Source organism: Cedecea neteri (genome assembly GCF_000758305.1).
GTDB lineage: Bacteria > Pseudomonadota > Gammaproteobacteria > Enterobacterales > Enterobacteriaceae > Cedecea > Cedecea neteri_C.
Genome location: NZ_CP009458.1, coordinates 1,714,398 through 1,739,430 on the forward strand (window position 1 = coordinate 1,714,398; position 25,033 = coordinate 1,739,430).

Consider the following 25,033-nt stretch of genomic DNA (forward strand, 5'->3'; position numbering starts at 1 on the left):
TATAAATAAAGAGGGAGATATATGCTGGTTTATCTATGGAAAGAGTTCTTTACTGGCTGGAAAAAAGAAAAGCTCTCTCGTTTAAGGGCGCTTTGCTACCAGGCTCTGGTATTTTCTTTTCAATTATTTATTGCATTTTCATCAGCTAAAACCATGAAAATTTCTGCAACAGGAGAGTTGTCAACTTGGATGGTGATGAGTATATTTTTGTTATTGGCAGTATTACTCATTATGACTGTGTATTGCAGCATTCTGATCATGGTGAAGAGAATCAGGGATTTAGGCTTTAAGTATTGTCTTACAATTACCATATTTACTTTCTTTGCCAACTTATGTGCGTTTAAATTAATGAGCATCATCACAGCCTTGGCCAATAATGATCACAGCCAGCATATGATACAATATATTATATACATTATGATAATAATCTGGAATCTATATCTAATTACAGGAAAGTCCAGATAAAGTGACTGACTTAAAGATTGCATTTGACTTTATGCATAGTTTCAAGTCAACTTTGCATTTGTTTTCATTTCATCAATCACGTTTGTTAATCTCAAACAGTATTAATACATAGCAAAAAACAATAGTACAATAAAAATTTGGAATAACCCGATTCTATAAAATTACACTTTTAGTTCCCCCTGTTATAAATAACGAGGTTTTTTATGAAAATGATCACAGAATTATCGATAGATGAAGTTGCACTGGTAAGTGGCGGCGGAAAAAATTCTGAGCCTTCTGATCGCCGGGATGCTAACAGAGGAAGTAATAATGGGCGCTCTGGAAGTGCGCCTGCCACTACCGCTAATAATGCCGGATTTGTCATCATTGGTGGGGTGCTGACGGCTGTAGCTACAGGTATTGGTGGTCCTGTTGCAGGAACTGTAGTCGGTACGGCATTTGCGGCTGCTGCTCAGTCTTTACCTAACGATGGTAACAATAACAGGGGAGGTGGGTCCTGGCATGATACAAATCCCGGTGGCATGGTTGGGCAATGCCGCTGGTAAGCGCAAACTGGTTAAGCAATGAGATTAGTGGCCACTTATTTTGTGGCCACATACTAATATGAGACGTGGAGATTTCATGAACTATTCATCTTCTGAGTCAGAATCAAAAAAGAAAGAAATTATCACTCAAACTTTTGCCTATTTCATAGCCATTTTATTAATTACCACACTTTTTCATTCAACTGATCAGTCATGGGGTTTACTATCTATACCCTCTCCCCTGGCAAAGATATTTATTAGCATGTGTGTTATTTATTCTTGCTATCGGGCATCATTGTTTCTAGCAAGGAAGATCGTTGGTTTATTTAAAAGATAGAGCTATTGGCTACTTTTCTGCTTAATTAATTTTTAACATGGCGCATTGTATTCGATGCGTAATTAAATCACTATGGTATGAGAGAATTCAACAAGAACAGTACTCTAACCATTTTTATTCGATATCATATCAGGGTTATGAACATATTCAGAAAGGAAGCTGTAGAGCACCAAAATGACACCGCACTGGGCGAAATTATTATTCCCACGTCTGCCGGGTTCACATTAAGTGCTCTGCTGACTATCGGTTTACTGACGCTGATTTTTATTTTCCTCAGCAGTAGTCAGTACACCCGCAAAGCCCATCTGTCCGGTATTGTTATGCCGTCTTCAGGTTTGATAAAAGTTATCCCACAGTATTCGGGGTATGTCACTGCGTTAAAAATCGCTGAGGGGCAGCATGTGTCTGCCGGCAGCCCGCTCTATTACATAAGCGGTGAGCATTACGATGGGCAGGGGGGGGGGACGTTGGCGGCGATGAGCCTCTCGCTGAACACACAATTCCAGATGCTCGAATCTCAGCAACGACTTGAGGCTCGCGATAACAGCCAACAGCAGCAGGGGATCCGACAACGTCTGTCCTCTCTTGAACCCCAGCTTCAAAGTGCCAGCCAGCGGTTGACGCAGGCGGAGCATCAGGCGCAGCTTTCCGTTTCGGTGATGAGCCGCTATCGCGATCTGGTCTCCCGCCATTATGTTTCAGATATTGAATACCAGCAGCGGCAAATGGCCGTTTCTGCGGCGAATGAAAATGTGGAGGAGCAGCGTCTGGTCCTGTTGCAGCTCAGGGCGGCGAAAGAAACGGCTGAGGATGAGCTGGAGCATCTTGTTGCTCTTGGGGAAAGCCGTAGGAAGGAGCTCGACCGGCAGCTTCAGGGGATCAGGCAACAACAGCTTGAGCTGGCAGGCCAGGAGAATTTTATGCTAACAGCACCGGTCACTGGAACTGTGGCTGCCATCCTGGTTAAAGAAGGCCAGCCCGTCAGGGCCTCTGAACCCGTGATGACACTGGTGCCGGACAATGCTCGTCTGCAGGTCGAGCTCTACGCGACCAGTCAGAACGCCGGTTTTATTCAGCCAGGGCAGCGGGTGGCTCTGCGTTTCAGCGCATTCCCTTACCAAAAATTTGGCGTGCAGTACGGCACTATTCGCGACATCAGCCGGACTACGCTCACGCCTTCCGATCTGCTCTCAGTCTCGCCGGTCACCTGGAAAGAGAATGAGGGGCATTACCGGGTGATTGTTGAACCAGAAAACACATTTATACGAGCCTATGGCAGGCAGGAGCCGTTGCGCCCGGGTATGACCCTTGAAGGCGACGTCAGCCTCGACACCCGCTATCTGTGGGAGTGGCTGACCGAGCCACTCTGGAGTGTGAAAGGAAAACTGTGATGGGATCACTGAATTGGAGCGGCAGGAAACACCTGCCCGTGATACGCCAGGCGGAGTCTGCCGAATGCGGCTTAGCCTGCCTGGCGATGATAGCCTGCTGGCACGGACTCAACACCGATTTACCAACCCTACGTGAGCGCTTTACGGTCAGCACACAGGGAATGACTCTGCAGAGGCTGACGCAGTGTGCCTCAGGTCTTCACCTGTCTTCACGGGCTGTAAGGCTCGAACTTGCGGATCTGAGGGCGCTTGCCCTGCCGTGCATTCTTCACTGGAATATGAATCATTTCGTCGTGTTGCATAAAGTTCGAGGCAACCAGCTCACCCTGCACGATCCTGACCGGGGAAAGATTAGGCTCTCCCTGCAGGAGGCCGGGAAACATTTTACTGGCATAGCGCTGGAGTTGACGCCCACCACAGATTTCATGCCCCGGGATGAACGACAAAAAATAAACCTGCGCCAGCTAACCGGAAAAACGCCGGGGCTGGTGCCAGCGATGGTGCGTATTCTTATTTTTGCTCTGGCGCTGGAAATACTGGCGCTGGGGACACCGTTGCTTAACCAACTGGTGATTGATGAGGTGCTGGTTGCCGCCGACAGAAACCTCCTGACGCTGGTGATTGCAGCGCTATTGTTGCTGGCTGTGACGCAGATGCTGCTCTCCCTGGCCAGGCAGTGGGCGACCATCACCCTGTCGGTAAACTTCAATATGCAGTGGGCTGCCCGGGTCTTTCATCACCTGGTACGGCTGCCGCTGAGCTGGTTTGATGCCCGCAGCCGCGGCAGCATCAGCGCCCGTTTCAGCGCGGTGGACAGTATTCAGCATGCACTGACCACTCAGGTACTGGAAGGCATTCTCGATGTGCTGCTGGTTGCCACTTCGCTGACAATGATGCTGCTGTATAGCCCGGGCATGACGCTGATTGCCGTTATGGCCGCCGTTATTTACGGACTCCTGAGAGCGCTCTGGTACCCCTCTCTAAAGCAGGCTGCAGAAGATGCCTGGGATGCTGAAGCGCGTGAGTCCGGTTATTTTCTAGAAACACTGGGTGGGATCCTGAGTCTCCGGATCAACGGTGTCATGCCGCACAGGGAGGCTGCATGGCTCAATCTCAATGTTATTCGCAGGAATACCCAGTTGCGTCAGAGTCGCCTGATGATGGGGTATGACATCGCACACACCCTGACGGGCAGCGTGGTTACCGCGGTAATACTCTGGAAAGGTGCAGGTGAGGTACTGGACGGGACTTTTACCGTGGGAATGCTGGTCGCCTATCTGGCCTATCAGGGACGTTTCTCAGGAAGTATCAGCAGCCTGACGGATAAGTTTTTTTCCTGGCGTATGCTGGATATCTATAATACCCGACTGGCAGATATTGTGCTCAGCCAGACAGAAGAGCAGCTGCACCAACCCTTTTCAACGGATGACATCCATCGGAATTATTCCCCCGTTATCTGTGATGCTCTGCCGAAAGAGGTAGGGGCACCGCTGACGCTGGCGGGTATTTCGTTTCGTCATAAAGGCGCCGGTGAAAATGTTCTCAGTGATATATCGCTGACGGTGAATCCTGGGGAAGTGGTGGCCATTACCGGGAAATCAGGCTGTGGGAAATCCACGCTGGTTAAACTGATACTGGGGATCCACACGCCTGAAGCCGGAGAAATTCGCACTTTTGGCGTGGCACATACCCACACCAACTATTTTCAGGTACGCCAGCAAATTGGGACTGTCTTGCAGGAAGATCAGCTTTTCCGGGGCTCAATTGCTGACAATATTATTTTCTTCAGTGATGAGAGAGATCAGGTTCGAATGGCCTGGTGTGCGAGGATGGCGCTGATTGACGCAGACATTCTGGCTATGCCAATGGGGTACCAGACCCTGGTCGGTGAAACGGGAGGCACACTTTCCGGAGGACAAAAACAACGGATCCTGCTGGCCAGAGCATTGTACAAGCAACCCAGATTTTTACTGCTCGATGAAGCCACCAGTCACCTGGATGTGGAGAGTGAAATTATCATCAGCCAGACGCTCAAGGATTCGGGTATTGCTGTACTGCTGATAGCTCACCGCCAGGAAACACTGGCCTCGGCCGATCGTGTTCTTTTCATGGAGGGGGGTAAATTTGTGCGTCAGATAGAAGCGCATGGCGAGAGCTGGTGCACCCTGAGCTGAATTAAAAACAACAGCTGGAAAACGTTAAAAACCGGCTGCTGTAACTGTCCGACTTTCAGCGGTTATTTGTTCGGATCCTGGCCGTTTAGCGAGCCAGGGCGTTAACCGGGTCTTAATTCAAACTACCTGCCGCTGTAGTCGTTCCCCGCTTTGCTGTAAATCCTGCTGCGGATTGCGGCCTATCAGCACATATTCATACCCTTTGCTGCGCCACCAGACCAGGTTGAGGCCGCGGCGGACTTCGTGTTTCAGCTCGGGGCTGTCATCCGCTTTGCTGCGGGAAATACAGAGCGCCATCGGCCCGTAGCTGGCGTGAAGATAAGCAATTTGCGCGATAGAGGTGCTGTCGTAGCGCAGCATCCTCACGCTTTTTAGCTCGGCTTCCGGCAGCTCAACTTCACCTTGCTGCAGCCTGAGGCCTATGTCCTGCTGCAAACGGTTCAGGCCGTTTTGCAGCGCCTGAGGTGTGACGTTGATGTCCGCCAGCGTTTCGGCGCTGTAGAGCGACATGTACTGTGCAATCAGGTCGCGAATTTCAGGTTCCCCACTGAGCTTTTGCTGGCCGGGGCGAATAAAGTGCCCGGCAAGTACGCCGACGGCGAGGAAGCTGAGGGAGGCGGCTATCAGGCTGCGACGGCTGACGCCCTTCGCCTGCGGCTTCACGTTCACCGGCTGATGCAACAGCACGTTGAGTTTGGCCTGCATTCTATCGACTGGCGCTTCTTCCAGAAGCGGGGCGAATGCCTGTTGCCAGGGTTGATTGCTTTGCATGAGGGGCTCAACGCGGGCGGCCAGAGCGGCATCGTCATTTAACTGCTGCTCAAAGGCGTGACGCTCATCCTCGCGCATTTCGCCGTCCAGCCAGGCCAGGATAGCCTCATCGCTCCACGGAGCGGAGAAGGATTGACGTGTCATTTGAGCTCCTTCTTCATCGTCGGCATCAGGTGTTTGGCCAGCGTCAGACGCGCGGCGGCCAGGCGGCTCATCACGGTGCCGATGGGAATGGCCAGCGTGTCGGCTGCTTCCTGATAGGTAAAGCCTTCGACATACACTAAAAACACGGTATTACGCTGGGCTTCAGGCAGCTCGCTGACCTGCTGCAGCAGCGCGTGATACTGATGCTTATCTTCGGTGCTTTCGCTGTCTGCCAGTTGGCTGAGTTCGTCGCTGTCGACAAAACCCTGGCCCTGGCGAACGCGCAGGGCGCGGATTTCGTTGATCCAGATAGAGTACAAAATCGCAAACAGCCAGCGGTCGATCCGCGTGCCGGACTGAAACTGGCTGCAGCGCTCCAGAGCGCGCACGCAGGTGGACTGAACCAAATCTTCAGCCACATCTCGATTGCGGGACAGCACCATGCCATAACGCCAGAGGCGGGCAAGGTGCTGTGCCAACTGTAAACGAACTTCGTTGACGGTGATTTTTATGTCCTCAACTTAGGACTCCGGGTGTCCGTCAATGGCGGCTTTCAAATCGCGATACTCCTCGCAGCCGGTTCCGCAGAGCGTTTTAATGGTGGCCAACTGGGCTTTCGCCAGGTCTGGGCGCCCTTTAATCATCCACGCTTCACCGAGGTATTCACGCACTTTGGCGTAGTGCGGATCCAGGGCGATGGAGCGCTGATAATAGCCGATTCCTTCGTCGGTGCGCCCCAATTTTCTTGTGGCGTAGCCCCGGTAGTTCCAGGCTTCACGCGTGTTGGGCTGCTGCAGGGTATCCAGCAGGTTTAACGCTTCCTGGTAACGGCCAGATTTTGCCAGATGGTAAGCATATTGCGTTTTATCGCCGTCGCTTAACATGCTGCTTTTTTCCACGGTACAGGTTTTGGTTTTGCTGTCGTACACCTGGCCTTTCGGGCAGTCCGGCGTTTTGGAATCATCGTCGCCCATGGCGCTGGCGGTGGCGGAGTAGAAAAGCCCGCTGGTCACCAGGCACAGCAAAGGCAGCAGTTTACGGGTTGAAGGCATGTTCATGGTGTCGTCCTGTAGGTTAGCGAGAGTTGCCTTTGCAGGCGGGGAGCATGCGGCGCAGCGTGCCGTCACGCAGAACATAATGGTGAAGCAGGGCGGCGACGGCATGTGCACCCGCCAGCAGGATCAGCGCCCAGGCCACGTTGTTGTGCAGCATCGCCAGGGTATGGCGCAGCGTCGGATCGATGTTAAACACGTCCGGGACTTCAAAGAGGTTAAAGAACCAGAACGGTTCGCCCTGCGCCCAGCGGAACAGGAAGCCGAGCGTGGCCTGGGTTAGCAGCAGGATGTAAAGCACGCCATGCGTGGCATGAGCGGCGATGCGAAATGCGCCGGGCATAGGTACTTTTTCCAGCTTTCTCGACGGCGAAAAAGCGGCGCTAATGCGCCAGATCAGCCGGACGACAATCACCGCGCCAAGCAGGATGCCAAAGGAAATGTGTAGTGATTGCAGGCCTTTACGCAGTGGCGTGCCGCGTTCAAGGACTTCCCAGACGTGCGCGCTGGCAAACAGAAATATGACGCAGAAGGCGGTAACCCAGTGGAGGGCCATGCTAAAGGCATCGTAGCGCTTGCGGAGCGGCGCAGCTTCGGGGGGCAGGTAACTCATGATTGTCTCTTCCTCAGGTTCTTGTAAGGAGTAAACAATCGGGGCGGGGATTTTATTCGGTGAAAACGAAAAAAAAAGCCAGGCACTCCGCAGAGGCCTGACTTGATAGGGGCCGAAGGGCTGCTTACAGCGCTTTTTCCCACACGGATTGCGGCAGCAAATAAACCGCTTTTTCAGCGTGCTGGCCGTCGGTCACGATGTGTTTGATGCCGCTTGCCATCACGGCCAGCGTCACGTCGAAGGCGTTCAGGCTGTCGCCGAAGCCCGCGGTCAGGTTCAGCATTGAGCCGTTCGCCATCAGGTAAAGCGTTTTGCCGTTAAGCTGGTAGGCGTTGATAAACGGCATTACTTCTTCGGTCGGGTATTGCTGCAGGTAGCCGCAGTCGATCTCTTCGGCGACGTGGCCCACGTTCAGCACGAACACGCCGTCTTTGGCTTTATCCAGTACCGCTGCGCTGACGACTTTTTTTGCCCCGGTGGCGGTGGCGACAACGTCGGTGGTGGCAATCACGTCATGAATATCAACCACATGCCAGCCATCATAGGCGGCCTGCAGGCGGCGAGCCGGATCTAACTCGGCAACCATCACCTGGCCGCCGTAGGCTTTGGCAGCGGCGGCAACGCCCTGGCCGACCAGGCCATAGCCAATCACCAGCACTTTCTTTTCGTGCAGGGTGAGGTGGGTAGTCTGGAAGAAGGTTTGCCAGGCGGTGAGGCCAACCATGTGGCGGTTATGCAGGCCTTCTTTTACCGGCAGATCGTCCCAGTTAAAGATCGGGTAGCCAGGGCGCAGATCCGCGAGGCGGTTGACGCCGGAACCAGTGGCTTCGAGGCAGGCGACTACATCGCCAAATTCGCCACGCTGATGCAGCAGCGTAGTGATGTCGGCACCCATTTCGCACAGATGCGTTGGGCGCCAGGCAATGGCTTTTTCCCATGAGTCGTGCCAGTCGGCGTCGTTCATATTGCGCCATGCGCTGGCTTCCGCCCCGGCGGCGACCAGGTAAGCGACAACGTCATCCTGCACGGTGGTAGGGTTGCAGGTGGTGAGGAAGACTTTGGCATTTTTCTTCAGCAGGCCTTCAACCAGCGGGATCATTTTCAGGTCGAGATGCATATTGCAGGCGATGCGAACGTGGCTTAAGTCGGGCAGTGCCTGAACCTGTTTGAGGGTGCGAACCATGTGGCGGGTAGACCATGCAATCTCTTTGTTAAACATCTCGCTCTGGGTGCTCACGTCTTTTCCTTATTAATTGTTTTTACTGGTTTTTATAAAATATATCATCACGTTAACGGGCGTCAGAATAGCAAAATGATGGCCGGTTGTTAATCGCTGAAACCGACGCGGCAGGTGTGACGTCTGCTTACCAATGTTTTGTTTTTTTCCCCGCTTTCTTCTCTATAGTAAAAGCTTCATCCCCTGATAAAAACGAGAAAAATATGATCAAGAAAGCGCTTGTTGTGTTGCTAAGCAGTGCCTTATTGACCCCGATGATAGCGAAGGCCGACAGTACGATAGTGTTCCTGCGTCACGGTGAGAAACCGGCGAATAACAGTGGGCAGCTCACCTGCAAAGGGCTGAATCGCGCGCTGCAATTACCGTCGGTTCTGTTGAGCCAGTACGGCAAACCGGATGCCATCTACGCCGCCGCGCCGAAAGAGAACAAAACTGGCAGCTCGCTGCGCCCGTTAACCACCATCACGCCGACCGCGATCCGCCTTTCTCAGGCCATCGATCTGAATTACCACGCCGAGCAGACGGACGAGCTGGCGGATGATTTACTGAAAACTCAAAGCAGCGGCCGCCTGACTTTTGTTTCGTGGGAGCATAAAAACCTGGTGATAGCGGCGCAAAAGCTGGTGAAGGAAACCGGCGGCGACCCAACCGTGGTGCCTAAATGGCCGGGCAGTGATTTTGATTCGCTGTACATCATCAAACTGGACGATCAAAAGCGATTTAAATCTTTCACCCACGGGGCTGAAGGGCTGAATAACGTGCCGGACAGCTGCGCAGGCGCGAGCTGACAGAAGAGAAAAACCCGTCTGGAAGACGGGTTTTTTTATGCACTTAGCAAAAGAGGATTACCACCACACTTCAGCCTGAACGCCAGCCATAAACTCGTTTTTGCTGTTTTCGTTAAAGCGGAAGTTTGACAGCTCGTTGTCCAGAATATTCAGGTACGTGCCGTAGAAACGAATTTCAGGCCGCGAGCCGAGCAGGCTTGGGCCAACCTTAAGAGCATGATAGAGCGTGGTTTTGTAGCCCGACTCTTTCAGGTTAACCCCTTGCTCGGTTTTGTTTTTCTGGGTAAACCAGCTCAGCTCCAGGCCGGTCTGGTTCCAGGTATCCCAAATCCACGCCGGGCGAATCACGGCCCGAATGCTGCTGAAGTCGCTGTGGGCGCCGCTCTCATAGCTATAAACATCGCTACCCTGGGAGTAAACCAGCGCGTTAGCCATGATAATTCTGTCTGCGAGGTACATCTCGCCCTGCGAAATCAGACGCCAGGCCACGCCGTCCGTCTGGTCGCCGTAGTAATAGCGACCCGGTGCCATTGAGTTGCTGGCCCCGGAGAAGTTCGCAAAGCTGCTGGCGTAAGAGTTATTGGCCACCTGCAGAGTGAACTCGTTGAAGGTGTCGCGCGGCAGATCCTGGCGCACAATGGCGGTCGCCATCCAGGTATCCTTCAGCTTAAAGAAGGAGCCGTTATTTTCGTTGTCTTTCTGGTCGTCGGTCTTATTGGCAAAGGCATATTTGCCCATCAGCGACAGCGAACCTTTTTCCCACAGCGGAATGTTGCGGTAGCGCAGGTCAACCGAGTTGGTGTTCATCTGCGTGGTGTGGCTGAAGTCGCGGGAGTAAACGTCGACGTCGTTGCGGCTAAGGGAGGCGTCAAGCTGGCCGACGCCCAGGTTCCAGTTTTGGATCCCGACGGCCGCCGCCACCTGGGTGGTTAATGATTTCCAGTCGAGCATCTGGATTTCGTACTCAGGCAGTTTGTGCTTCCCGACCCAGAAGTCCGCTTCCGGCGCAAACGGCAGGAAGCCTCTGGTGGTCAGGAAAATATCGCTGAACTGCATGATGTTTTCGTTGCCGTTGTTATCACCAAACCAGGCGTCGTTATACTGCTCGCCGACGTTGCCGTCGTAGGTCACGATGGCGTTGGCGGTTTTACCGTCCTGGTTATAGACGCGCTGGTTCAGCGTTAAGTCGAACCAGCCGCTCATTTCGTTACCGAAACGGCCAAGCGACCCGGCGGCGTAGGTTTGGGCCGACCCGCGGTTTGCCGCAGCCCAACCGGAGCGGAAATACCCTTCGTAACTAAAGCCAATATCATCTTTAATGTATTTGCTGATGTCTTTCAGGGTGACGTTTTCTACGGTAGTTTTGCCGCCTTCGTTATTGACCACGGTCACTTTTTGCGTGCCTTTCACCGGCGTTGGTGCCGGTTTAGTATCGAGATGATTATTTTCATTCTCGATGTTGTCGGCTACCGGAGAATAAACCGTCTGATTGACCGGTGTCGTTCCAGACTGCACGTTGTTACCGGCTGGCTGCAGTTGGGCGACCTTGTCTTTATATATGGCCAACTCTTTCTGCGTTTTATTTAATTCTGATTTGTTTTCTGATAATTGTCTTTCAAGTAATTCCAGACGCTGCTCAACCGTTAATTTAGCTGCCATTGCGTGGGTTGAAGATAACGCCAGAAGGATGGATGAAGACAATAAGCTAACCTTCAATAAACTTGAATTCATAGAATGTCCCAGAAGTATAATTATTATTTGCCTCCGGTTTTAATAACCGGAGGCGGGTGGAAATTAAATTGCTATCATCGATTTATTTATTACTGCGCCGCCTGTGCTGCATTTACCTTATTGGCGGCAATAACGAACGGTAAATAAATTAGCGTGGAGATGGCCAGGCACAGCAGCCCGACAATCAACGCCATCCAGTTCCCCCCGGTGCCGAAGAAGGCGATGAGCGGTCCCGGCGTTGTCCACGGTACGGCGTAGGCAATCGGCGGAATAATCTCCAGGGTGATAAAGGCGTAGCCCACCAGAGAGTTAACGAACGGCACCATGATAAACGGAATAATCAGGATCGGGTTCAGCACGATAGGCAGGCCGAAAATCACCGGTTCGTTGATGTTAAACAGGCCCGGCACGAAGGCCATTTTGGCCAGATCGCGATAGTCGGCGCGACGGGAGGCAATAAAAATAGCCAGCAGCAGGCCGAGCGTCATTCCCGAGCCGCCGTAGTTGGCAAAGGCGTCGTTAATGCTGGTCCAGGTGATAGGGTACGGCGCGCCCCACGTGGTGCCGTTGGAAGCGGCAAAGGAGAGGTTTTCGAGGTTAGCTTCGGAGAAGATGGTCTCGCGAATCGCCGCCGTGGTGTTCGGCCCGTGAATGCCCAGCACCCAAAGGAAGTTGGTGACCACGCCAAGCACCAGCACCGCGACAATATTGGTGCCCATGTTTTTCAGCGGCGCCTGAATCAGGGTATAAATCAGTTCGTTCAGGCCATTCGGGGAGATTTTCGTCAGGCAGTAGTTCAGCACCGAGAAGAAAATCATCACGAAGAAGATAGGAATTAATACCTTAAATGAGCGTGCAACCGCCGGCGGTACGGCGTCCGGCATGGTGATGGTGATCTTCGGGTTGCGCGCCAGGCGGCAGAAGATTTCCCCGGTAATCAGCGCAACAATCACCGCCACAAAAAGCCCCTGTGGCCCCAGATATTGCGTCGTCAGATACGACTGCCCGCCCATCATTTGATAAGGGGTATAGACCACAAAGAACGCGCCGATAGCGGTCAGGCCGCACAGCAAATCGTCCTGCTGATAGCTGATGGCGATATTACGTGCGACCAGGAAAGCAATCATGATCGACATGATATTCACCGACCCGTTCATTACCGGGGAGAATATATTTTGAGCTTCGGCTAAGTTAGGGAATAACACGCCGAGATGCAGCAGTGAAGCAATAAAACCATCCGGTGAAAGGATGGCAAAGTTTATCAGCACGATCAGCGAACTGGCCATGACGATAGGGAATGACAAAATAAAAGCATCGCGGATGGCCGACACGTGTATCTGAGAGTTTAATTTAATCGCAATAGGAACAAGGAGCTTTTCCATACCGCGCTCAAAGGCATTCATTATACTCATGATGCGCCCTTTATCATTAGAGAGATATTGACTGGGGATTTAAGTTTATCGGCGAGATATATTTGCAATATTTAGCCGCGTGATGATAAACCAAATCAATGACCCATTGGGTTATTATTTCGGCTGGAAAGGATTAATGGTCGCCAAGTAAATTCAGTGCTGAATCAAGAACTGATTTTCCGTCCATTTGCCCGTAATACTTCATGTCGATCACCGCTACCGGAATTCTTCCCTGGGCGATTTCTTCTATTTCACTTTTTTGGAAGCGAACCTGAGGCCCCAGCAGAACAACATCTGCTTCATTTCTTTTAATTCTTTCTTTCGCCTCGGCAATCGCCAGTGCGTTAATATTGACCGAAATATTTCCTGCTTCGGCGTGATCCTGCATTCTTTTCACCAGCATGCTGGTAGACATCCCGGCGGCACAAACTAATAATATATTCTTCATTTTTACCCTTAACGCTTTGTAGATAATCAACCTGCGGCTAACTTAATGAATATCAATGCCTTCATCTGCCATTTCGATCACAGTTAGTCACCGCCGAGTGGTGCAAAAAATAGAGTGAAAGTGAACGTATATTGGACTTTTAATAGGAATAGCAGGGTAATTGACTGTTTTTAAATGAATTAAGGAGGTTCAAAAGTGGTATACAAAGATGTTGTTAATTTACTAAAAAGCAGGATCAGCAGCCCAACCTACCATATCGGCGACATCCTCCCTTCGGAGAAAGAGCTGGCTGAGTTCTATAACGTGTCGCGCAATACCTTGCGTAAGGCATTGAAAGTTCTGGAAGATGAGGCGTTGATTGAGCGCAGGCACGGGTCTGGCACCTATGTGCGAAACAAACATTTTCAGGCTTCGGTTACGCATCTGGACAGCTTCACCGAGATTGCCAGAAGTGAAGGGAAAAAACCGTCCAGCCAGGTGCTGAGATTTGAGCTGCAGCAGGCGTCGGAAGAGATTGCCAGCCGCCTGCAACTGGCCATCGGCGAGCCGGTCTATTACGCCAAACGACTGCGCCACATCGACAACGTGCCGATGCAGCTGGAAGAGACCTGGCTGTCGGTGAACCGCTTCCCTGACCTGACGGTCAACCACATGAAGCGTTCGAAATTTTCCTACATCGAAGATGAATGCGGAGTCAAAATTCACGGCTGCTACGAGGCGTTTCAGCCCATTCTGCCGTCAACCGAGATTGCCAAAATGCTGCACATCAGCACTCGCGATCCGATTATCCGCATGGAAACCCAGTCCGTTGACGCCAGCCACAGCCCGATTGATTACTCGATCCTCTACACCAACGTGTTCGAGTTCCAGGTGAAGTACTTTTTGCCTCGCAAGGCGGGCTAAACGCTGTGGCTGGCCTTGCATTCGCAACGTCGGTCACAGTTCTGCTTTAAAAAGAGGTTCAACAATGTTCATGAAAGTGAACCTGTCGCTTATGAAAGGGGAATATCAGCGTTAACTCACTGTATATCATCTCTTTTAACAGGTTTAAAAGTTGTTCAATGTGTTATTCCCCTTCTATTGCCTGATGCACCTCCCATTGATTAAGATTTTCTTCGTTTTCAGAACCGATAATTAAAAATTGAACTCGTCAATTTTTGTATTCCTTTTACCAGGCATGAATATGACCGGTGCGAAATAATTTCCTTGTTTCAGTGGAAATAAACGATGAGCCGGAAATATGCAGGAGGAATTAGCGTATGAATATCGCCGCATTTGATATCGGTGGTACGGCTTTAAAAATGGGGATCGTCAACTCGCAGGGCGAGATACTGGCAAAAGGCAAAGAGACGATCGACGACAGCAATGGCGAGCAAATTTTACAGGCCATTTTAGCGTGGATTGCCGCGCATCCCGGCTGTGAGGGCGTGGCGATCAGCGCCCCTGGCTATGTCAATCCGCACACCGGCTTTATCGAAATGGGCGGGGCCATCCGCCGCTTCGACAACTTTGCCATCAAAGAATGGCTGGAAGAGCGCACGCAGCTGCCCGTTGCCATCGAAAATGACGCTAACTGCGTCCTGTTGGCCGAGCGCTGGCAGGGGAAAGCGGCGGGGATGAGCAACTTCCTGGTGCTAACCATCGGCACCGGCATCGGTGGGGCGATTTTCTGCAATAACCAACTGGTACACGGCGCGCGCTTCCGGGCGGGAGAATTTGGTTACATGCTGACCGAACGCCCCGGCCCGCGCGATGTTCGCCGCTACACGATGAACGATACCTGCACCCTGAGAACCCTTCGCAAAGACTACGCGGAGTATGTCGGCAAGCCGCTTGAGGCCGTCAGCGGAGAAGAGATTTTCGACCGCTTTGACGCCGGTGACGTGGCCTGCCAGCGCATGGTGAATGCGTTCTTCAACGATCTCGGCACCGGCCTTTATAACCTCGTCAATTTGTTCGACCCGGAAAAAATCCTGCTCGGCGGCGGCATTGTGGAACGCCCTGGCTTCCTGGCGCTGCTGCGCGAACACCTGGCCTGGTTCACCATTGACGACTATATCGATACCGTCAGCCACGGCAACGATGCCGGACTCATTGGCGCGGTCTACCATTTTAATCAGCACTATCGGTCGCAGCATGCGATCTCTAAGTAAGGGAGAGAATATGTCTGGATTCAAAGAAGGTTTTCTGTGGGGCGGCGCGGTTGCGGCGCACCAGCTGGAAGGTGGCTGGAAAGAAGGTGGCAAAGGCGTTAGCGTTGCGGATGTGATGACGGCCGGTGCTCACGGCGTCCCGCGTGAAATTACTGACGGTGTACTGCAGGGCAAAAACTACCCTAACCATGAAGCGATTGACTTCTACCATCGCTACAAAGAAGACATCCAGCTGTTTGCCGAGATGGGTTTCAAATGCTTCCGTACCTCCATCGCCTGGACGCGTATATTCCCGCAGGGCGACGAGCTGGAGCCGAACGAAGCTGGCCTGCAGTTCTATGACGATCTGTTTGACGAGTGCCTGAAGCACGGCATTGAGCCGGTGATTACGCTGTCGCACTTCGAAATGCCTTACCATCTGGTCACCGAATACGGTGGCTGGCGCAACCGTAAGCTGATTGATTTCTTCCTGCGCTTCTCGAAAGTGGTCTTCACTCGCTATCAGCACAAAGTGAAGTACTGGATGACCTTCAACGAGATCAACAACCAGGCCAACTACCACGAAGACTTTGCGCCGTTCACCAACTCGGGCCTGAAGTATCAGCCGGGTGAAGATCGCGAGCCGGTGATGTACCAGGCGTCGCACTATGAGCTGGTTGCCAGCGCCCTGGCGGTGCGTGCGGCCCGTGAAATCAACCCTGCGCTGCAGGTTGGCTGCATGATTGCCATGTGCCCAATTTACCCGCTGACCTGTGCACCGGGCGACATGATGATGGCGATGAATGCTATGCACCGCCGCTACTGGTTCACCGATGTGCACGTGCGTGGCAAGTACCCGCAGCACCTGTTGAACTACTTTGAGCGCCGTGGTTTTGAGCTGGATATTACCGACGAAGATCTCGCGGCGCTGGCAGAAGGCTGCGTTGATTACATCGGCTTCAGTTACTACATGTCGTTTGCCACCAAAGCCAGCGCCGACAACCCGCAGTTCGACTACGACGAATCAAAAAGCCTGGTCTCTAACCCGTACGTGCAAAAATCCGACTGGGGCTGGCAGATTGATCCGGTGGGCCTGCGTTACTCCCTGAACTGGTTCTGGGATCACTATCAGCTGCCGCTGTTTATTGTGGAAAACGGCTTCGGGGCGATTGACGTGGCGCAGGCCGACGGCTTCGTGGACGACCAGTACCGCATCGATTATCTTTCGGCGCACGTCGCAGAAATGAAAAAAGCAGTAGTGGAAGATGGCGTTGACCTGATGGGCTACACCCCGTGGGGCTGTATCGACCTGGTCTCTGCCGGAACGGGCGAAATGAAAAAACGCTACGGCTTTATCTACGTCGATAAAGACAACGAAGGCCACGGCAGCCTCAGCCGCAGCCGTAAGAAGTCCTTCCAGTGGTACAAAGACGTGATTGAGAGCAACGGCGAAAAGCTCTGATAGCGCCTGTGGCTGACTGAACGAACGCTGGTTTAAACACCAGCGTTTTTTCTTTGAATGTGTTTAACCTCTGAACTGAATGCACTCGGCCACCAGAATGAATCTATTCCTGGATTTTTAGAATAAAGCGTTAAGCTAAATTATGGCTATCACCTCCTGTATTTAGTTTGTTTTGTTCTAAAATATTCTTTTACCGTTTAATAACAATCAAAGTTAGCCAGTATTGAAATACCCGTCTGGATGTTTTTTTCACTCCACATTTTTTCTTTATATATATTTAATTTATTAATTAAATAAACTGATCGTGCGTGATATTGACGAAATTGATTGCCTCTGGTGTACTAACCTGGAACTTTGTTATGGTGATTTATTCCCCGGGAAAGTGCTGGCTGAAATTAACTCTGGACACGATTATGAAAAAAATAACACGGCTTATGTTGGCCACCACAGGTTTGCTTGTTTCAATGTTTGGACATGCCGAAGCCACAAAAACAGATACCAACGAACACCGAATTCCGGCGATAAAATTGATTAACACGGCTGATAATCACTCTGCGTTTGTAAAAGGTTCAATTCCCTCTCTGGCGAAAATTTCTTCTGATAATCTCTATTTCAGTAATACCTTTGAAGAGTGGCAGAAAGGGGTGCATCCGGCACCGAAAAAGCAGTATGTGGTTACCCTGAAAGGCAAGCTGAAGTTTAAGGTTAGCGACGGCTCCACGTTCATCATCGAGCCAGGCACAGTGCTGCTTGCGGCCGATACCGCTGGTGAAGGACACAGCTGGGATATCGTTGATGGAAAGGAGTGGGTGCGTGTTTATATCCCGGTGGGTGACGACGATCGCTTCATCGCAGATAAATAATTCCTGCACAGATAAAACGTTAATTTCAGCCCCGTTAACCACAGAATGGGACGGGGCTGCCACCCCTAAAAATAGTAGTTTTGATTTTATTTAAAAATATTAATCCGTTCATTATTTGTCATCTCCTTGTCATTATTGTATGTGGCCAGACCATTATAAATAATGGTAAAGAAGTCTCTCAGGCTGCCGATAAAAAATCGATAATTCAAAAAAACACCGTCGCAACCGTTGATGTGATTTCTATCGATTACCTCCTCTTATTGCCTGCGATATAACCATTAAAGCTCAGAGGGATTTATGAACAAACTGAAGAATATGCACCTCAGTACCATGCTGGGGGCTGGCTTTGCGCTGGTCATTGCCATTGGATTCTTTGTCGCATTATTTGCCAGAATGCAGTTGGTTTCTGTTGGAAATAACCTTAATTACGCCGCCAATGTTCGCCTGGTGAATTTGCTGCTGATCGTAAAGATTAAAGATAATATTACGGACAATGCCCACGATATTCGTGATATGGCGTTGTTCACCACGCTGCCGCATACCGAAGCCGAGAGTCGGGACTACATTACAAAAACTAACCAGGTACTCGAAAAGCGTATCGTGGACAACAACGCCCTCTTGAAGCAGCTGGATAAGGCGCTGAGGCTTAAGCGTTCTCGCGAACTGTTCGACAACCTGAACAATGTTCGCCCGGCATACTCCCAGGCGCTGCGCAAGGTGATGAGCGTCAGCGCGGCCGGGCAGTATGATGCCGCCCGTGCGTTAGTCATCAGCGAAGTGGTTGGCCCGCAGGCCAGGGTGCTCGATGCGCTCAGCGAGATGATCAGCGATCATTCCGGTAGCACGGTAAACATGGCCCGAGGCTATGTTGAAGAAGCGCATTTTGCCGGTAACCTGCTGTTGATTATTACGATTATCAGCGCCGTGATTGGCTCTTTGATTGCCTGGGGCATCGGGCGAGCGGTGAAAGGCCAGCTTGGCGGCGAGCCAGTTTATGCCGTCTCCGTGGCCAAACAAGTTTCTGAGGGGCAGCTCAATACCGCCGTTGAACTGAAGCAAGGGGACACCAGAAGTCTGCTCGCGGCTATGGATGAGATGCGTAGCCGTCTGCTTGGGGTTGTGCGTGAAGTACGAGACAGCAGCCATTCTATCTCTGTGGGTGCCAGCGAGATTGCGGCTGGCAGCACCGACCTCAGTCAACGCACCGAAGAGCAAGCGGCCAGCCTGCAGGAAACGGCCGCTTCGATGGAACAAATGAGCCAGACAATTCAGCAGAATGCCGAGACGGTGCGTACTGTGACTCGCCTTGCCAACTCTGCCAGCGAAACGGCCACGCAAAGCGGCAATGCCGTCAATAATTTGGTGCTGACGATGCGTGAAATTAGCGAAAGCTCACAGAAAATTGGCGACATCATTAGCGTTATTGACGGCATCGCATTCCAGACAAACATTCTGGCGCTGAATGCTGCCGTGGAAGCCGCTCGTGCAGGGGAATCAGGACGTGGTTTTGCGGTTGTTGCCGGGGAAGTTCGCTCGCTGGCACAGCGTTCTGCTTCTGCGGCCAGCGAGATCAAAGCTCTGATTGAGGACAGCATGCGTACGGTAACAAAAGGATCGGATATGGTGAGTTCGGCGGGAACGACGATCGATGACCTGGTGCAGCAGTCCCACCGCGTGGCCGGGCTGATCTCTGAAATCGGCGTGACGACGGAAGAACAGGGGCAGGGGATTGCTCAGATCAACGTGGCCATTACTCAACTGGATCAAGTCACCCAGCAGAATGCAGCGCTGGTGGAGGAATCTGCCAGCGCAGCTGAGAGCCTCAGCGATCAGGCTACTCGTCTGGTGCAGTTGATGAGTATCTTTAATACCGGACAGGTCATTGCCGCGGCAAACGCCCGCCAGGCTAAGCCCGTACCGTCTTCTGCCACTCGCAGGCCTGAGCTTGCCACGAACGGTGGCGGTGCAGATAACTGGGAACAGTTCTAATCTTCATTGGCTGCCTGCAGGACGCAGAGCAGCCAAATCCGAATATGGGTGAGGCGAGAAGAGGCCTTAAACGTGACTGACCCTGAAAAAATGAATCAAAATTGGTGGTACATTGAATATCGCGATCTAGAGTCTTATTAATTAAGTGCTTAATTTTAAGGATAAATTATGCAAGCAGCGATTGATAAAGCATTAGACTTCATTGGCGGTATGAACACTTCGGCCTCCGTGCCACACCCTATGGATGAGAGCACCGCGAAGGGAATGTTTAGGTATCTGAAGCAACTGGGCGTCCCGGCAAGCGCTGCCGACGTTACGGCTCGTGGTGTTCAGGAGGGATGGAACACCGACTTCACGAAAAAAGTTGCCGGTTGGGCGGACAAGGTTGAGTCCGGTAACCGCCTCGTGATTAAAAACCCTGAATACTTTTCTGCCTATATGAAGGAAGAGCTGCGGGCGCTGGTGTGAGCTGGCTACTTCGTCATCATGGTAAGCAAAAAGGCTGACGACTGAATATCCGAAAATCTAAAAAAGTGGGTGAAACTAAAACAGTTATGTTTACAGTCAAGCCCGCTCTGGATGTAAAAGAACCCGCCTTGTGCGGGTTTTTTATGTCTATCAGGGAAGTTGCGCTAAATATCTATCGTCATTTCAGCGCCACTGAAAAACAGAAACAAAAAAGCCACTTCGTTAAAAGTGGCTTAATCATATGATTTTAAAGCTAAAATTTGGTGGCCCCTGCTGGACTTGAACCAGCGACCAAGCGATTATGAGTCGCCTGCTCTAACCACTGAGCTAAGGGGCCGTGGCGCTGAATTATAATGTAACTGGCGGTGACGATCCAGCGCTTAAGTGACGTGTGCTTGTTTTATAAACAATGGCTAATCAATCCCTTATACTTCCTACTCCATTCATTCAGCTGAGAAATACAATGGTTAGCGATATCCTTCAGCCTGACCTTCGGGTCGTGTTTTGCGGTATTAATCCGGGAAAATCATCCGCTCATCTCGGGCTGCCTTTTGCGCATCCTGCCAATCGCTTCTGGAAAGTGCTTCACCTCGCGGGATTTACAGACCGACAGCTTAAGCCTGAGGAGGCGCAATTGCTTCTTTCCTACGGCTGCGGCGTGACGAAACTGGTTGAGCGGCCAACGGTTCAGGCAAGCGAAGTGGCGCTACAGGAGCTGCGTGACGGTGGGCGAGAGCTGATCACGAAGATGCAGGAGTACCAGCCGGGAGCGCTGGCGATCCTGGGCAAGCAGGCGTTTGAGCAGGCTTTCCGGCAGCGTGGTGCGAAGTGGGGAAGGCAGGAAGTTACTCTGGGTGATACCGAGGTATGGATTTTGCCTAACCCGAGCGGCTTGAGCCGCATCACGGTGGATAATCTGGTGGAGGCTTATAGAGAGCTGAATGAGTCGCTGACGGTGCGTGGGCGGTAAATAAGGTGTTGCCGTTTTCCCTCACCCCGGCCCTCTCCCAGAGGGAGAGGGGGAATTAAAAGAAGCTCCCAGAGGGAGAGAGGGAATGAAAAGAAGTGTCCGGAGGGAGACTGGAAAAAGCGCTTTGAAAAACGACAGCGCCCAGAAATTCAAGGCAAAAAAAAGCTCCCTGGCGGGAGCTTTTCAATTTTGGGCAGCGATTAATCGTCCAGGAAGCTACGCAGGACTTCAGAGCGGCTTGGGTGGCGCAGTTTGCGCAGCGCCTTCGCTTCGATCTGACGGATACGTTCGCGGGTAACGTCGAACTGTTTACCCACTTCTTCCAGCGTGTGGTCGGTGTTCATATCGATACCGAAGCGCATACGCAGGACTTTCGCTTCACGCGCTGTCAGGCCAGCCAGAACGTCGTGCGTTGCGGAACGCAGACTTTCGGAGGTGGCAGAATCCAGCGGCAGCTCGAGGGTGGTGTCCTCGATGAAATCACCCAGATGCGAATCCTCATCGTCGCCGATTGGCGTTTCCATGGAGATAGGCTCTTTGGCAATTTTCAGCACTTTACGGATTTTGTCTTCCGGCATCAGCATACGCTCGGCTAACTCTTCCGGCGTTGGTTCACGGCCCATCTCCTGCAGCATCTGGCGCGAAATACGGTTGAGCTTGTTGATGGTCTCAATCATGTGCACCGGAATACGGATGGTACGCGCCTGGTCGGCGATGGAGCGGGTGATAGCCTGACGGATCCACCAGGTTGCATAAGTCGAGAACTTATAACCACGGCGGTATTCAAACTTATCAACGGCTTTCATCAGGCCGATGTTGCCTTCCTGAATCAGGTCGAGGAACTGCAGGCCACGGTTGGTGTATTTCTTCGCGATAGAAATAACCAGACGCAAGTTGGCTTCAACCATCTCTTTCTTCGCACGGCGCGCTTTCGCTTCACCAATGGACATGCGACGGTTGATGTCTTTTACTTGCTCGATGGTCAGGCCGGTCTCTTCTTCGATCTGCTGCAGCTTCTGCAGGCTGCGGTGAACGTCTTCGGACACTTCATGCAGCTTCTCAGACCACGGCTTGTTCATCGCAATGGCCGCGTTGAACCAGGTTTCGCTAGTTTCGTTGCCGGTGAACAGCGTGATGAAGTTTTTCTTCGGCATTTTGCACTGCTCAACGCACAGCTTCATGATGATACGTTCTTGGGTACGAACGCGGTCCATCATGACGCGCATGCTGTTGACCAGGTAGTCGAACTGTTTTGGCACCAGGCGGAACTGTTTGAACACTTCAGACAGCTGCAGGATCTCCGCGGCGGCGTCAGCGTGGCTGCGGCCCTTCGCTTTGATGGTGTCGCGAGTCAGTTCGTACTGCTTACGCAGCTCACCAAATTTTTCGCGCGCCAGTTCCGGGTCGATGCTGTTGTCATCGTCGGAGCTGTCGTCGTCAGACTCTTCGTCTTCGTCCTCATCATCGTCCATCTCTTCCTGAGAGAGTTCGGAGCCGACGTGGGTTGCGGTTGGTGCAAGATCTTCTTCCGCGTTCGGGTCAACAAAGCCGGTGATAAGGTCGGACAGGCGCGCTTCTTCAGCTTCGACGCGATCGTACTGCTCCAGCAGATAGGTGATCGCTTCCGGATACTCGGCAACCGAGCACTGTACCTGGTTGATACCGTCTTCGATACGCTTCGCGATATCGATCTCACCCTCACGGGTTAACAGTTCAACGGTCCCCATTTCGCGCATGTACATACGCACAGGGTCGGTGGTACGTCCGATTTCGGATTCCACGCTGGACAGTACCTGAGCAGCCGCTTCTTCCGCGTCTTCATCGGTGCTGTTTGAGTTTTCAGCAAGCAAAAGATCATCGGCATCAGGGGCTTCTTCCATCACCTGAATGCCCATGTCGTTGATCATTTGGATGATGTCTTCGATCTGATCGGAGTCGACGATATCTTCCGGCAGATGGTCATTGACCTCGGCATAGGTCAGATAGCCTTGCTCCTTACCACGTTGGACAAGAAGCTTGAGCTGTGACTGCGGGTTTTGCTCCATAAGACGGTATCCACACTTCAGTATTAGGGTTGTGTCGGTAGGCGTTGCCGCCAACAATAACGTACGAGGGCTGATTTATTTTTATGCCGCAGCCCGTCCGTGCGGCGTTCGGGGGTGACCCGATCAATGTTCGGCAGTTAAGCCGCGAATCTATTTTTTGGCGCGCGACTGCGTGATCACGCGAACTTCTTCACGCTCCGCCGGGGTCAGCCCGGTCGTTCTGGAACGTGCCATTAATTCTTCAAACCTCAGCTCCAGCGCGGACTCAAAAAGATGGTCCAGCGAGTCGGTGAACGTTTTTTCAGCAATGTCCTTATCTGCTATATCGTCCCACGCCGAGAGTTTTTCAAGGGTCGTGGCCTCATTTGTGCCACGATATTGTTCCAGTAGCTGCCCGGTTGTCAGCCCCGGATGCGCCAGACAGGCGTCAACCAGGCCGCTAAACAGCGTTAAACCCGGCAACTTTGCGGCATCCAGCCCGCTTAGTGGCGGGACCAGCGGAGCCAGTTCCGGATTCTGTACCAATAACCCTATCAGTATACGCATGGTTGTGCGTTTTAGCTGAGGCGCCGGACGAGGTGTCGCACCTTCGGCCTGTTTAGGCATCAGCTTTTCAAGCTGGCTGTCGTCCAGAATACCGAGCTTATTGCCCAGCTCCTGGCGCAGATAGATACGCAGCGTTTCGCCGGGTACCTGGCTAATCAGCGGCAGAGCCAGCGTGCTTAGCCGCGCTCTTCCGTCTGGCGTACTCAAATCAACCTGCGGCAGCAGGCTGTTAAACAGGAACGTGGAGAGCGGCTGAGCCTGCTCCATCCGCGCTTCAAACGCGTCCTTTCCTTCTTTGCGCACCAGCGTATCCGGGTCTTCGCCGTCGGGGAGGAACATAAACCGCAACTGACGACCGTCCGTCATATAAGGTAGCGCAGTTTCCAGCGCTCGCCATGCCGCGTCTCGTCCTGCGCGATCGCCGTCATAACAGCAGACGACGTTATCCGTAACCCGGAACAGCAACTGAATATGATCGGCGGTTGTGGAGGTGCCCAGAGAAGCGACGGCGTAAGAAATGCCGTACTGCGCCAGCGCCACCACATCCATATATCCTTCGACTACCAGGAGGCGTGCCGGTTCCGGCTGACTCTGCTGGGCTTCATACAGGCCATACAGCTGGCGGCCCTTGTGAAAAATGTCGGTTTCCGGGGAGTTCAGGTACTTCGGCAGGGCATCGCCCAGCACGCGTCCACCAAACCCGATGACCCGGCCACGTTTGTCACGAATCGGGAACATCACCCGCTCGCGGAAGCGGTCATAACTGCGGCCCTGATCGTTGGTGACCAGCATGCCCGCGTCCGTTAGCGCCTGGCGGTTTTCGCTGTTGCCACCAAAACGTTTAAGCGCATTATCCCAGCCGGGCGGCGCATAACCGATGGCGAAATGGCTAATGACTTCGTCGCTCAGGCCACGCTTGCCCAGATACTGGCGCGCCGGTTCTGCGGCGGGCTGCTTCAGGGACTGCTGATAAAAGGCGTTCAGGCCATCCATCAGTTGATACAGACTTTGGCGCTGGTGTCGTTCGATCTGGCTTGGGCCATTGCCCGCTTCGTACGGCACTTCAAGGTTGTGCATGGTTGCCAACTCTTCAACGCTTTCGACAAACTCGAGCTTGTCGTAGTTCATCAGGAAGTCGAGGGCGTTACCGTGTGCGCCACAGCCAAAGCAGTGGTAAAACTGTTTATCACCGTTCACGGTGAAAGAGGGGGTTTTCTCGTTATGGAATGGACAACATGCGTGGTAGTTCTTGCCCTGCTTTTTCAGCTTCACGCGAGCATCGATCAGGTCGACGATGTCGGTGCGAGCGATCAGGTCATTGATAAAAACACGCGGGATTCGTCCAGCCATAGGCCCCATGCTATATCCGTCATCTCTCAGGCGGTGGCCTAAAAGCTCAGGGATATGTCAGTTTATAAACGAGAATAAGCCGCGCATTCCTTTCGGAAGCACGGCCTTATAACTACTACTC

22 protein-coding genes and 1 tRNA gene are annotated in these 25,033 nt (G+C 52.3%); 12 read left to right on the forward strand and 11 right to left on the reverse strand.

Annotation, left to right across the window (positions count from 1 at the left end; translation table 11 throughout):
- The first annotated feature begins 21 nt into the window (after nt 1–21).
- The 4 genes from LH23_RS08065 to LH23_RS08075 all read left to right on the forward strand — a co-directional run bounded on the left by LH23_RS08065 (nt 22) and on the right by LH23_RS08075 (nt 4,891).
- A complete protein-coding gene (locus LH23_RS08065) occupies nt 22–465 on the forward strand; it encodes a hypothetical protein (protein ID WP_039289919.1) in 444 nt (147 codons plus the stop codon).
- Between the two features lie 203 nt (nt 466–668).
- Entirely contained in the window at nt 669–1,010 is a 342-nt protein-coding gene (locus LH23_RS23925; protein WP_156108016.1) for a hypothetical protein, read from the forward strand.
- Nucleotides 1,011–1,463: 453 nt separating this feature from the next.
- Nucleotides 1,464–2,717, forward strand: coding sequence for an HlyD family secretion protein (locus tag LH23_RS08070; protein WP_039289923.1), 1,254 nt, complete (start codon nt 1,464–1,466; stop codon nt 2,715–2,717).
- Nucleotides 2,717–4,891 carry a peptidase domain-containing ABC transporter gene (locus tag LH23_RS08075; RefSeq protein ID WP_039289926.1) on the forward strand — a complete coding sequence of 725 codons (2,175 nt, stop codon included), beginning with the start codon at nt 2,717–2,719 and terminating at the stop codon, nt 4,889–4,891. The genes LH23_RS08070 and LH23_RS08075 overlap by 1 nt, the downstream gene beginning before the upstream one ends.
- 117 nt (nt 4,892–5,008) lie before the next feature.
- Here the strand turns inward: LH23_RS08075 and LH23_RS08080 are convergent, their stop codons facing one another.
- From LH23_RS08080 to LH23_RS08100, 5 genes are all read right to left on the reverse strand, one after another.
- Nucleotides 5,009–5,806 (reverse strand): anti-sigma factor family protein, encoded by a 798-nt coding sequence (locus LH23_RS08080; RefSeq protein ID WP_039289930.1) that lies wholly within the window; start codon nt 5,804–5,806, stop codon nt 5,009–5,011.
- Nucleotides 5,803–6,285, reverse strand: a complete 483-nt coding sequence (locus LH23_RS08085) for an RNA polymerase sigma factor (RefSeq protein ID WP_419672746.1) — start codon at nt 6,283–6,285, stop codon at nt 5,803–5,805. The genes LH23_RS08080 and LH23_RS08085 overlap by 4 nt, the downstream gene beginning before the upstream one ends.
- A gap of 42 nt (nt 6,286–6,327) precedes the next feature.
- Nucleotides 6,328–6,780, reverse strand: coding sequence for a tetratricopeptide repeat protein (locus LH23_RS08090; RefSeq protein ID WP_419672749.1), 453 nt, complete (start codon nt 6,778–6,780; stop codon nt 6,328–6,330).
- Nucleotides 6,781–6,880: 100 nt separating this feature from the next.
- A complete protein-coding gene (locus LH23_RS08095) occupies nt 6,881–7,471 on the reverse strand; it encodes a cytochrome b (protein WP_039289939.1) in 591 nt (196 codons plus the stop codon).
- Between the two features lie 124 nt (nt 7,472–7,595).
- On the reverse strand, nt 7,596–8,690 hold the full coding sequence (locus tag LH23_RS08100; protein ID WP_039296453.1) for an adenosylhomocysteinase: 1,095 nt from the start codon (nt 8,688–8,690) through the stop codon (nt 7,596–7,598).
- Nucleotides 8,691–8,911: 221 nt separating this feature from the next.
- Between LH23_RS08100 and LH23_RS08105 the strand changes: the two genes are divergently transcribed.
- Complete coding sequence (locus tag LH23_RS08105) at nt 8,912–9,496, forward strand: histidine phosphatase family protein (RefSeq protein WP_039289942.1); 585 nt, start codon at nt 8,912–8,914, stop codon at nt 9,494–9,496.
- A gap of 57 nt (nt 9,497–9,553) precedes the next feature.
- Here LH23_RS08105 and LH23_RS08110 read toward each other — a convergent pair whose 3' ends face one another.
- From LH23_RS08110 to LH23_RS08120, 3 genes are all read right to left on the reverse strand, one after another.
- Complete coding sequence (locus LH23_RS08110) at nt 9,554–11,227, reverse strand: carbohydrate porin (protein WP_039289943.1); 1,674 nt, start codon at nt 11,225–11,227, stop codon at nt 9,554–9,556.
- Between the two features lie 89 nt (nt 11,228–11,316).
- Nucleotides 11,317–12,639, reverse strand: coding sequence for a PTS sugar transporter subunit IIC (locus LH23_RS08115; RefSeq protein ID WP_039289947.1), 1,323 nt, complete (start codon nt 12,637–12,639; stop codon nt 11,317–11,319).
- Nucleotides 12,640–12,772: 133 nt separating this feature from the next.
- Nucleotides 12,773–13,087 carry a PTS sugar transporter subunit IIB gene (locus LH23_RS08120; RefSeq protein ID WP_039289950.1) on the reverse strand — a complete coding sequence of 105 codons (315 nt, stop codon included), beginning with the start codon at nt 13,085–13,087 and terminating at the stop codon, nt 12,773–12,775.
- A gap of 195 nt (nt 13,088–13,282) precedes the next feature.
- Here LH23_RS08120 and LH23_RS08125 point away from each other — a divergent pair, with 195 nt between their 5' ends.
- From LH23_RS08125 to LH23_RS08150, 6 genes are all read left to right on the forward strand, one after another.
- Complete coding sequence (locus LH23_RS08125; RefSeq protein ID WP_039289953.1) at nt 13,283–13,990, forward strand: GntR family transcriptional regulator; 708 nt, start codon at nt 13,283–13,285, stop codon at nt 13,988–13,990.
- A gap of 356 nt (nt 13,991–14,346) precedes the next feature.
- Nucleotides 14,347–15,240 carry a beta-glucoside kinase BglK gene (gene bglK / locus LH23_RS08130; protein ID WP_039289955.1) on the forward strand — a complete coding sequence of 298 codons (894 nt, stop codon included), beginning with the start codon at nt 14,347–14,349 and terminating at the stop codon, nt 15,238–15,240.
- A gap of 10 nt (nt 15,241–15,250) precedes the next feature.
- On the forward strand, nt 15,251–16,681 hold the full coding sequence (locus LH23_RS08135) for a 6-phospho-beta-glucosidase (RefSeq protein WP_039289957.1): 1,431 nt from the start codon (nt 15,251–15,253) through the stop codon (nt 16,679–16,681).
- Between the two features lie 413 nt (nt 16,682–17,094).
- Complete coding sequence (locus tag LH23_RS08140) at nt 17,095–17,544, forward strand: hypothetical protein (protein ID WP_039296456.1); 450 nt, start codon at nt 17,095–17,097, stop codon at nt 17,542–17,544.
- 297 nt (nt 17,545–17,841) lie between these two features.
- Entirely contained in the window at nt 17,842–19,533 is a 1,692-nt protein-coding gene (locus tag LH23_RS08145; RefSeq protein WP_039289960.1) for a methyl-accepting chemotaxis protein, read from the forward strand.
- Between the two features lie 168 nt (nt 19,534–19,701).
- Complete coding sequence (locus LH23_RS08150; protein WP_039289962.1) at nt 19,702–20,001, forward strand: DUF1889 family protein; 300 nt, start codon at nt 19,702–19,704, stop codon at nt 19,999–20,001.
- 261 nt (nt 20,002–20,262) lie between these two features.
- On the opposite strand, the gene LH23_RS08155 is transcribed toward LH23_RS08150, so the two are convergent.
- A tRNA-Ile gene (locus LH23_RS08155) sits at nt 20,263–20,338 on the reverse strand.
- 126 nt (nt 20,339–20,464) lie between these two features.
- Here LH23_RS08155 and mug point away from each other — a divergent pair.
- Nucleotides 20,465–20,971, forward strand: coding sequence for a G/U mismatch-specific DNA glycosylase (gene mug, locus LH23_RS08160; RefSeq protein ID WP_039289964.1), 507 nt, complete (start codon nt 20,465–20,467; stop codon nt 20,969–20,971).
- A 200-nt stretch (nt 20,972–21,171) separates the two neighbouring features.
- Here the strand turns inward: mug and rpoD are convergent, their stop codons facing one another.
- Both rpoD and dnaG read right to left on the reverse strand, forming a co-directional pair.
- Entirely contained in the window at nt 21,172–23,016 is a 1,845-nt protein-coding gene (rpoD, locus tag LH23_RS08165; protein WP_008460031.1) for an RNA polymerase sigma factor RpoD, read from the reverse strand.
- A gap of 150 nt (nt 23,017–23,166) precedes the next feature.
- Complete coding sequence (dnaG, locus tag LH23_RS08170; RefSeq protein WP_039296459.1) at nt 23,167–24,912, reverse strand: DNA primase; 1,746 nt, start codon at nt 24,910–24,912, stop codon at nt 23,167–23,169.
- Nucleotides 24,913–25,033: the final 121 nt, after the last annotated feature.

Bases quoted from the DNA above. Each gene is read 5' to 3' on its own strand.
- LH23_RS08065 (WP_039289919.1), top strand. From the start codon at position 22: ATGCTGGTTTATCTATGGAAAGAGTTCTTTACTGGCTGGAAAAAAGAA.
- LH23_RS23925 (WP_156108016.1), top strand. From the start codon at position 669: ATGAAAATGATCACAGAATTATCGATAGATGAAGTTGCACTGGTAAGT.
- LH23_RS08070 (WP_039289923.1), top strand. From the start codon at position 1,464: ATGAACATATTCAGAAAGGAAGCTGTAGAGCACCAAAATGACACCGCA.
- LH23_RS08075 (WP_039289926.1), top strand. From the start codon at position 2,717: ATGGGATCACTGAATTGGAGCGGCAGGAAACACCTGCCCGTGATACGC.
- LH23_RS08080 (WP_039289930.1), bottom strand. From the start codon at position 5,806: ATGACACGTCAATCCTTCTCCGCTCCGTGGAGCGATGAGGCTATCCTG.
- LH23_RS08090 (WP_419672749.1), bottom strand. From the start codon at position 6,780: ATGGGCGACGATGATTCCAAAACGCCGGACTGCCCGAAAGGCCAGGTG.
- LH23_RS08095 (WP_039289939.1), bottom strand. From the start codon at position 7,471: ATGAGTTACCTGCCCCCCGAAGCTGCGCCGCTCCGCAAGCGCTACGAT.
- LH23_RS08100 (WP_039296453.1), bottom strand. From the start codon at position 8,690: ATGTTTAACAAAGAGATTGCATGGTCTACCCGCCACATGGTTCGCACC.
- LH23_RS08105 (WP_039289942.1), top strand. From the start codon at position 8,912: ATGATCAAGAAAGCGCTTGTTGTGTTGCTAAGCAGTGCCTTATTGACC.
- LH23_RS08110 (WP_039289943.1), bottom strand. From the start codon at position 11,227: ATGAATTCAAGTTTATTGAAGGTTAGCTTATTGTCTTCATCCATCCTT.
- LH23_RS08115 (WP_039289947.1), bottom strand. From the start codon at position 12,639: ATGAGTATAATGAATGCCTTTGAGCGCGGTATGGAAAAGCTCCTTGTT.
- LH23_RS08120 (WP_039289950.1), bottom strand. From the start codon at position 13,087: ATGAAGAATATATTATTAGTTTGTGCCGCCGGGATGTCTACCAGCATG.
- bglK (WP_039289955.1), top strand. From the start codon at position 14,347: ATGAATATCGCCGCATTTGATATCGGTGGTACGGCTTTAAAAATGGGG.
- LH23_RS08135 (WP_039289957.1), top strand. From the start codon at position 15,251: ATGTCTGGATTCAAAGAAGGTTTTCTGTGGGGCGGCGCGGTTGCGGCG.
- LH23_RS08140 (WP_039296456.1), top strand. From the start codon at position 17,095: ATGAAAAAAATAACACGGCTTATGTTGGCCACCACAGGTTTGCTTGTT.
- LH23_RS08145 (WP_039289960.1), top strand. From the start codon at position 17,842: ATGAACAAACTGAAGAATATGCACCTCAGTACCATGCTGGGGGCTGGC.
- LH23_RS08150 (WP_039289962.1), top strand. From the start codon at position 19,702: ATGCAAGCAGCGATTGATAAAGCATTAGACTTCATTGGCGGTATGAAC.
- mug (WP_039289964.1), top strand. From the start codon at position 20,465: ATGGTTAGCGATATCCTTCAGCCTGACCTTCGGGTCGTGTTTTGCGGT.
- rpoD (WP_008460031.1), bottom strand. From the start codon at position 23,016: ATGGAGCAAAACCCGCAGTCACAGCTCAAGCTTCTTGTCCAACGTGGT.
- dnaG (WP_039296459.1), bottom strand. From the start codon at position 24,912: ATGGCTGGACGAATCCCGCGTGTTTTTATCAATGACCTGATCGCTCGC.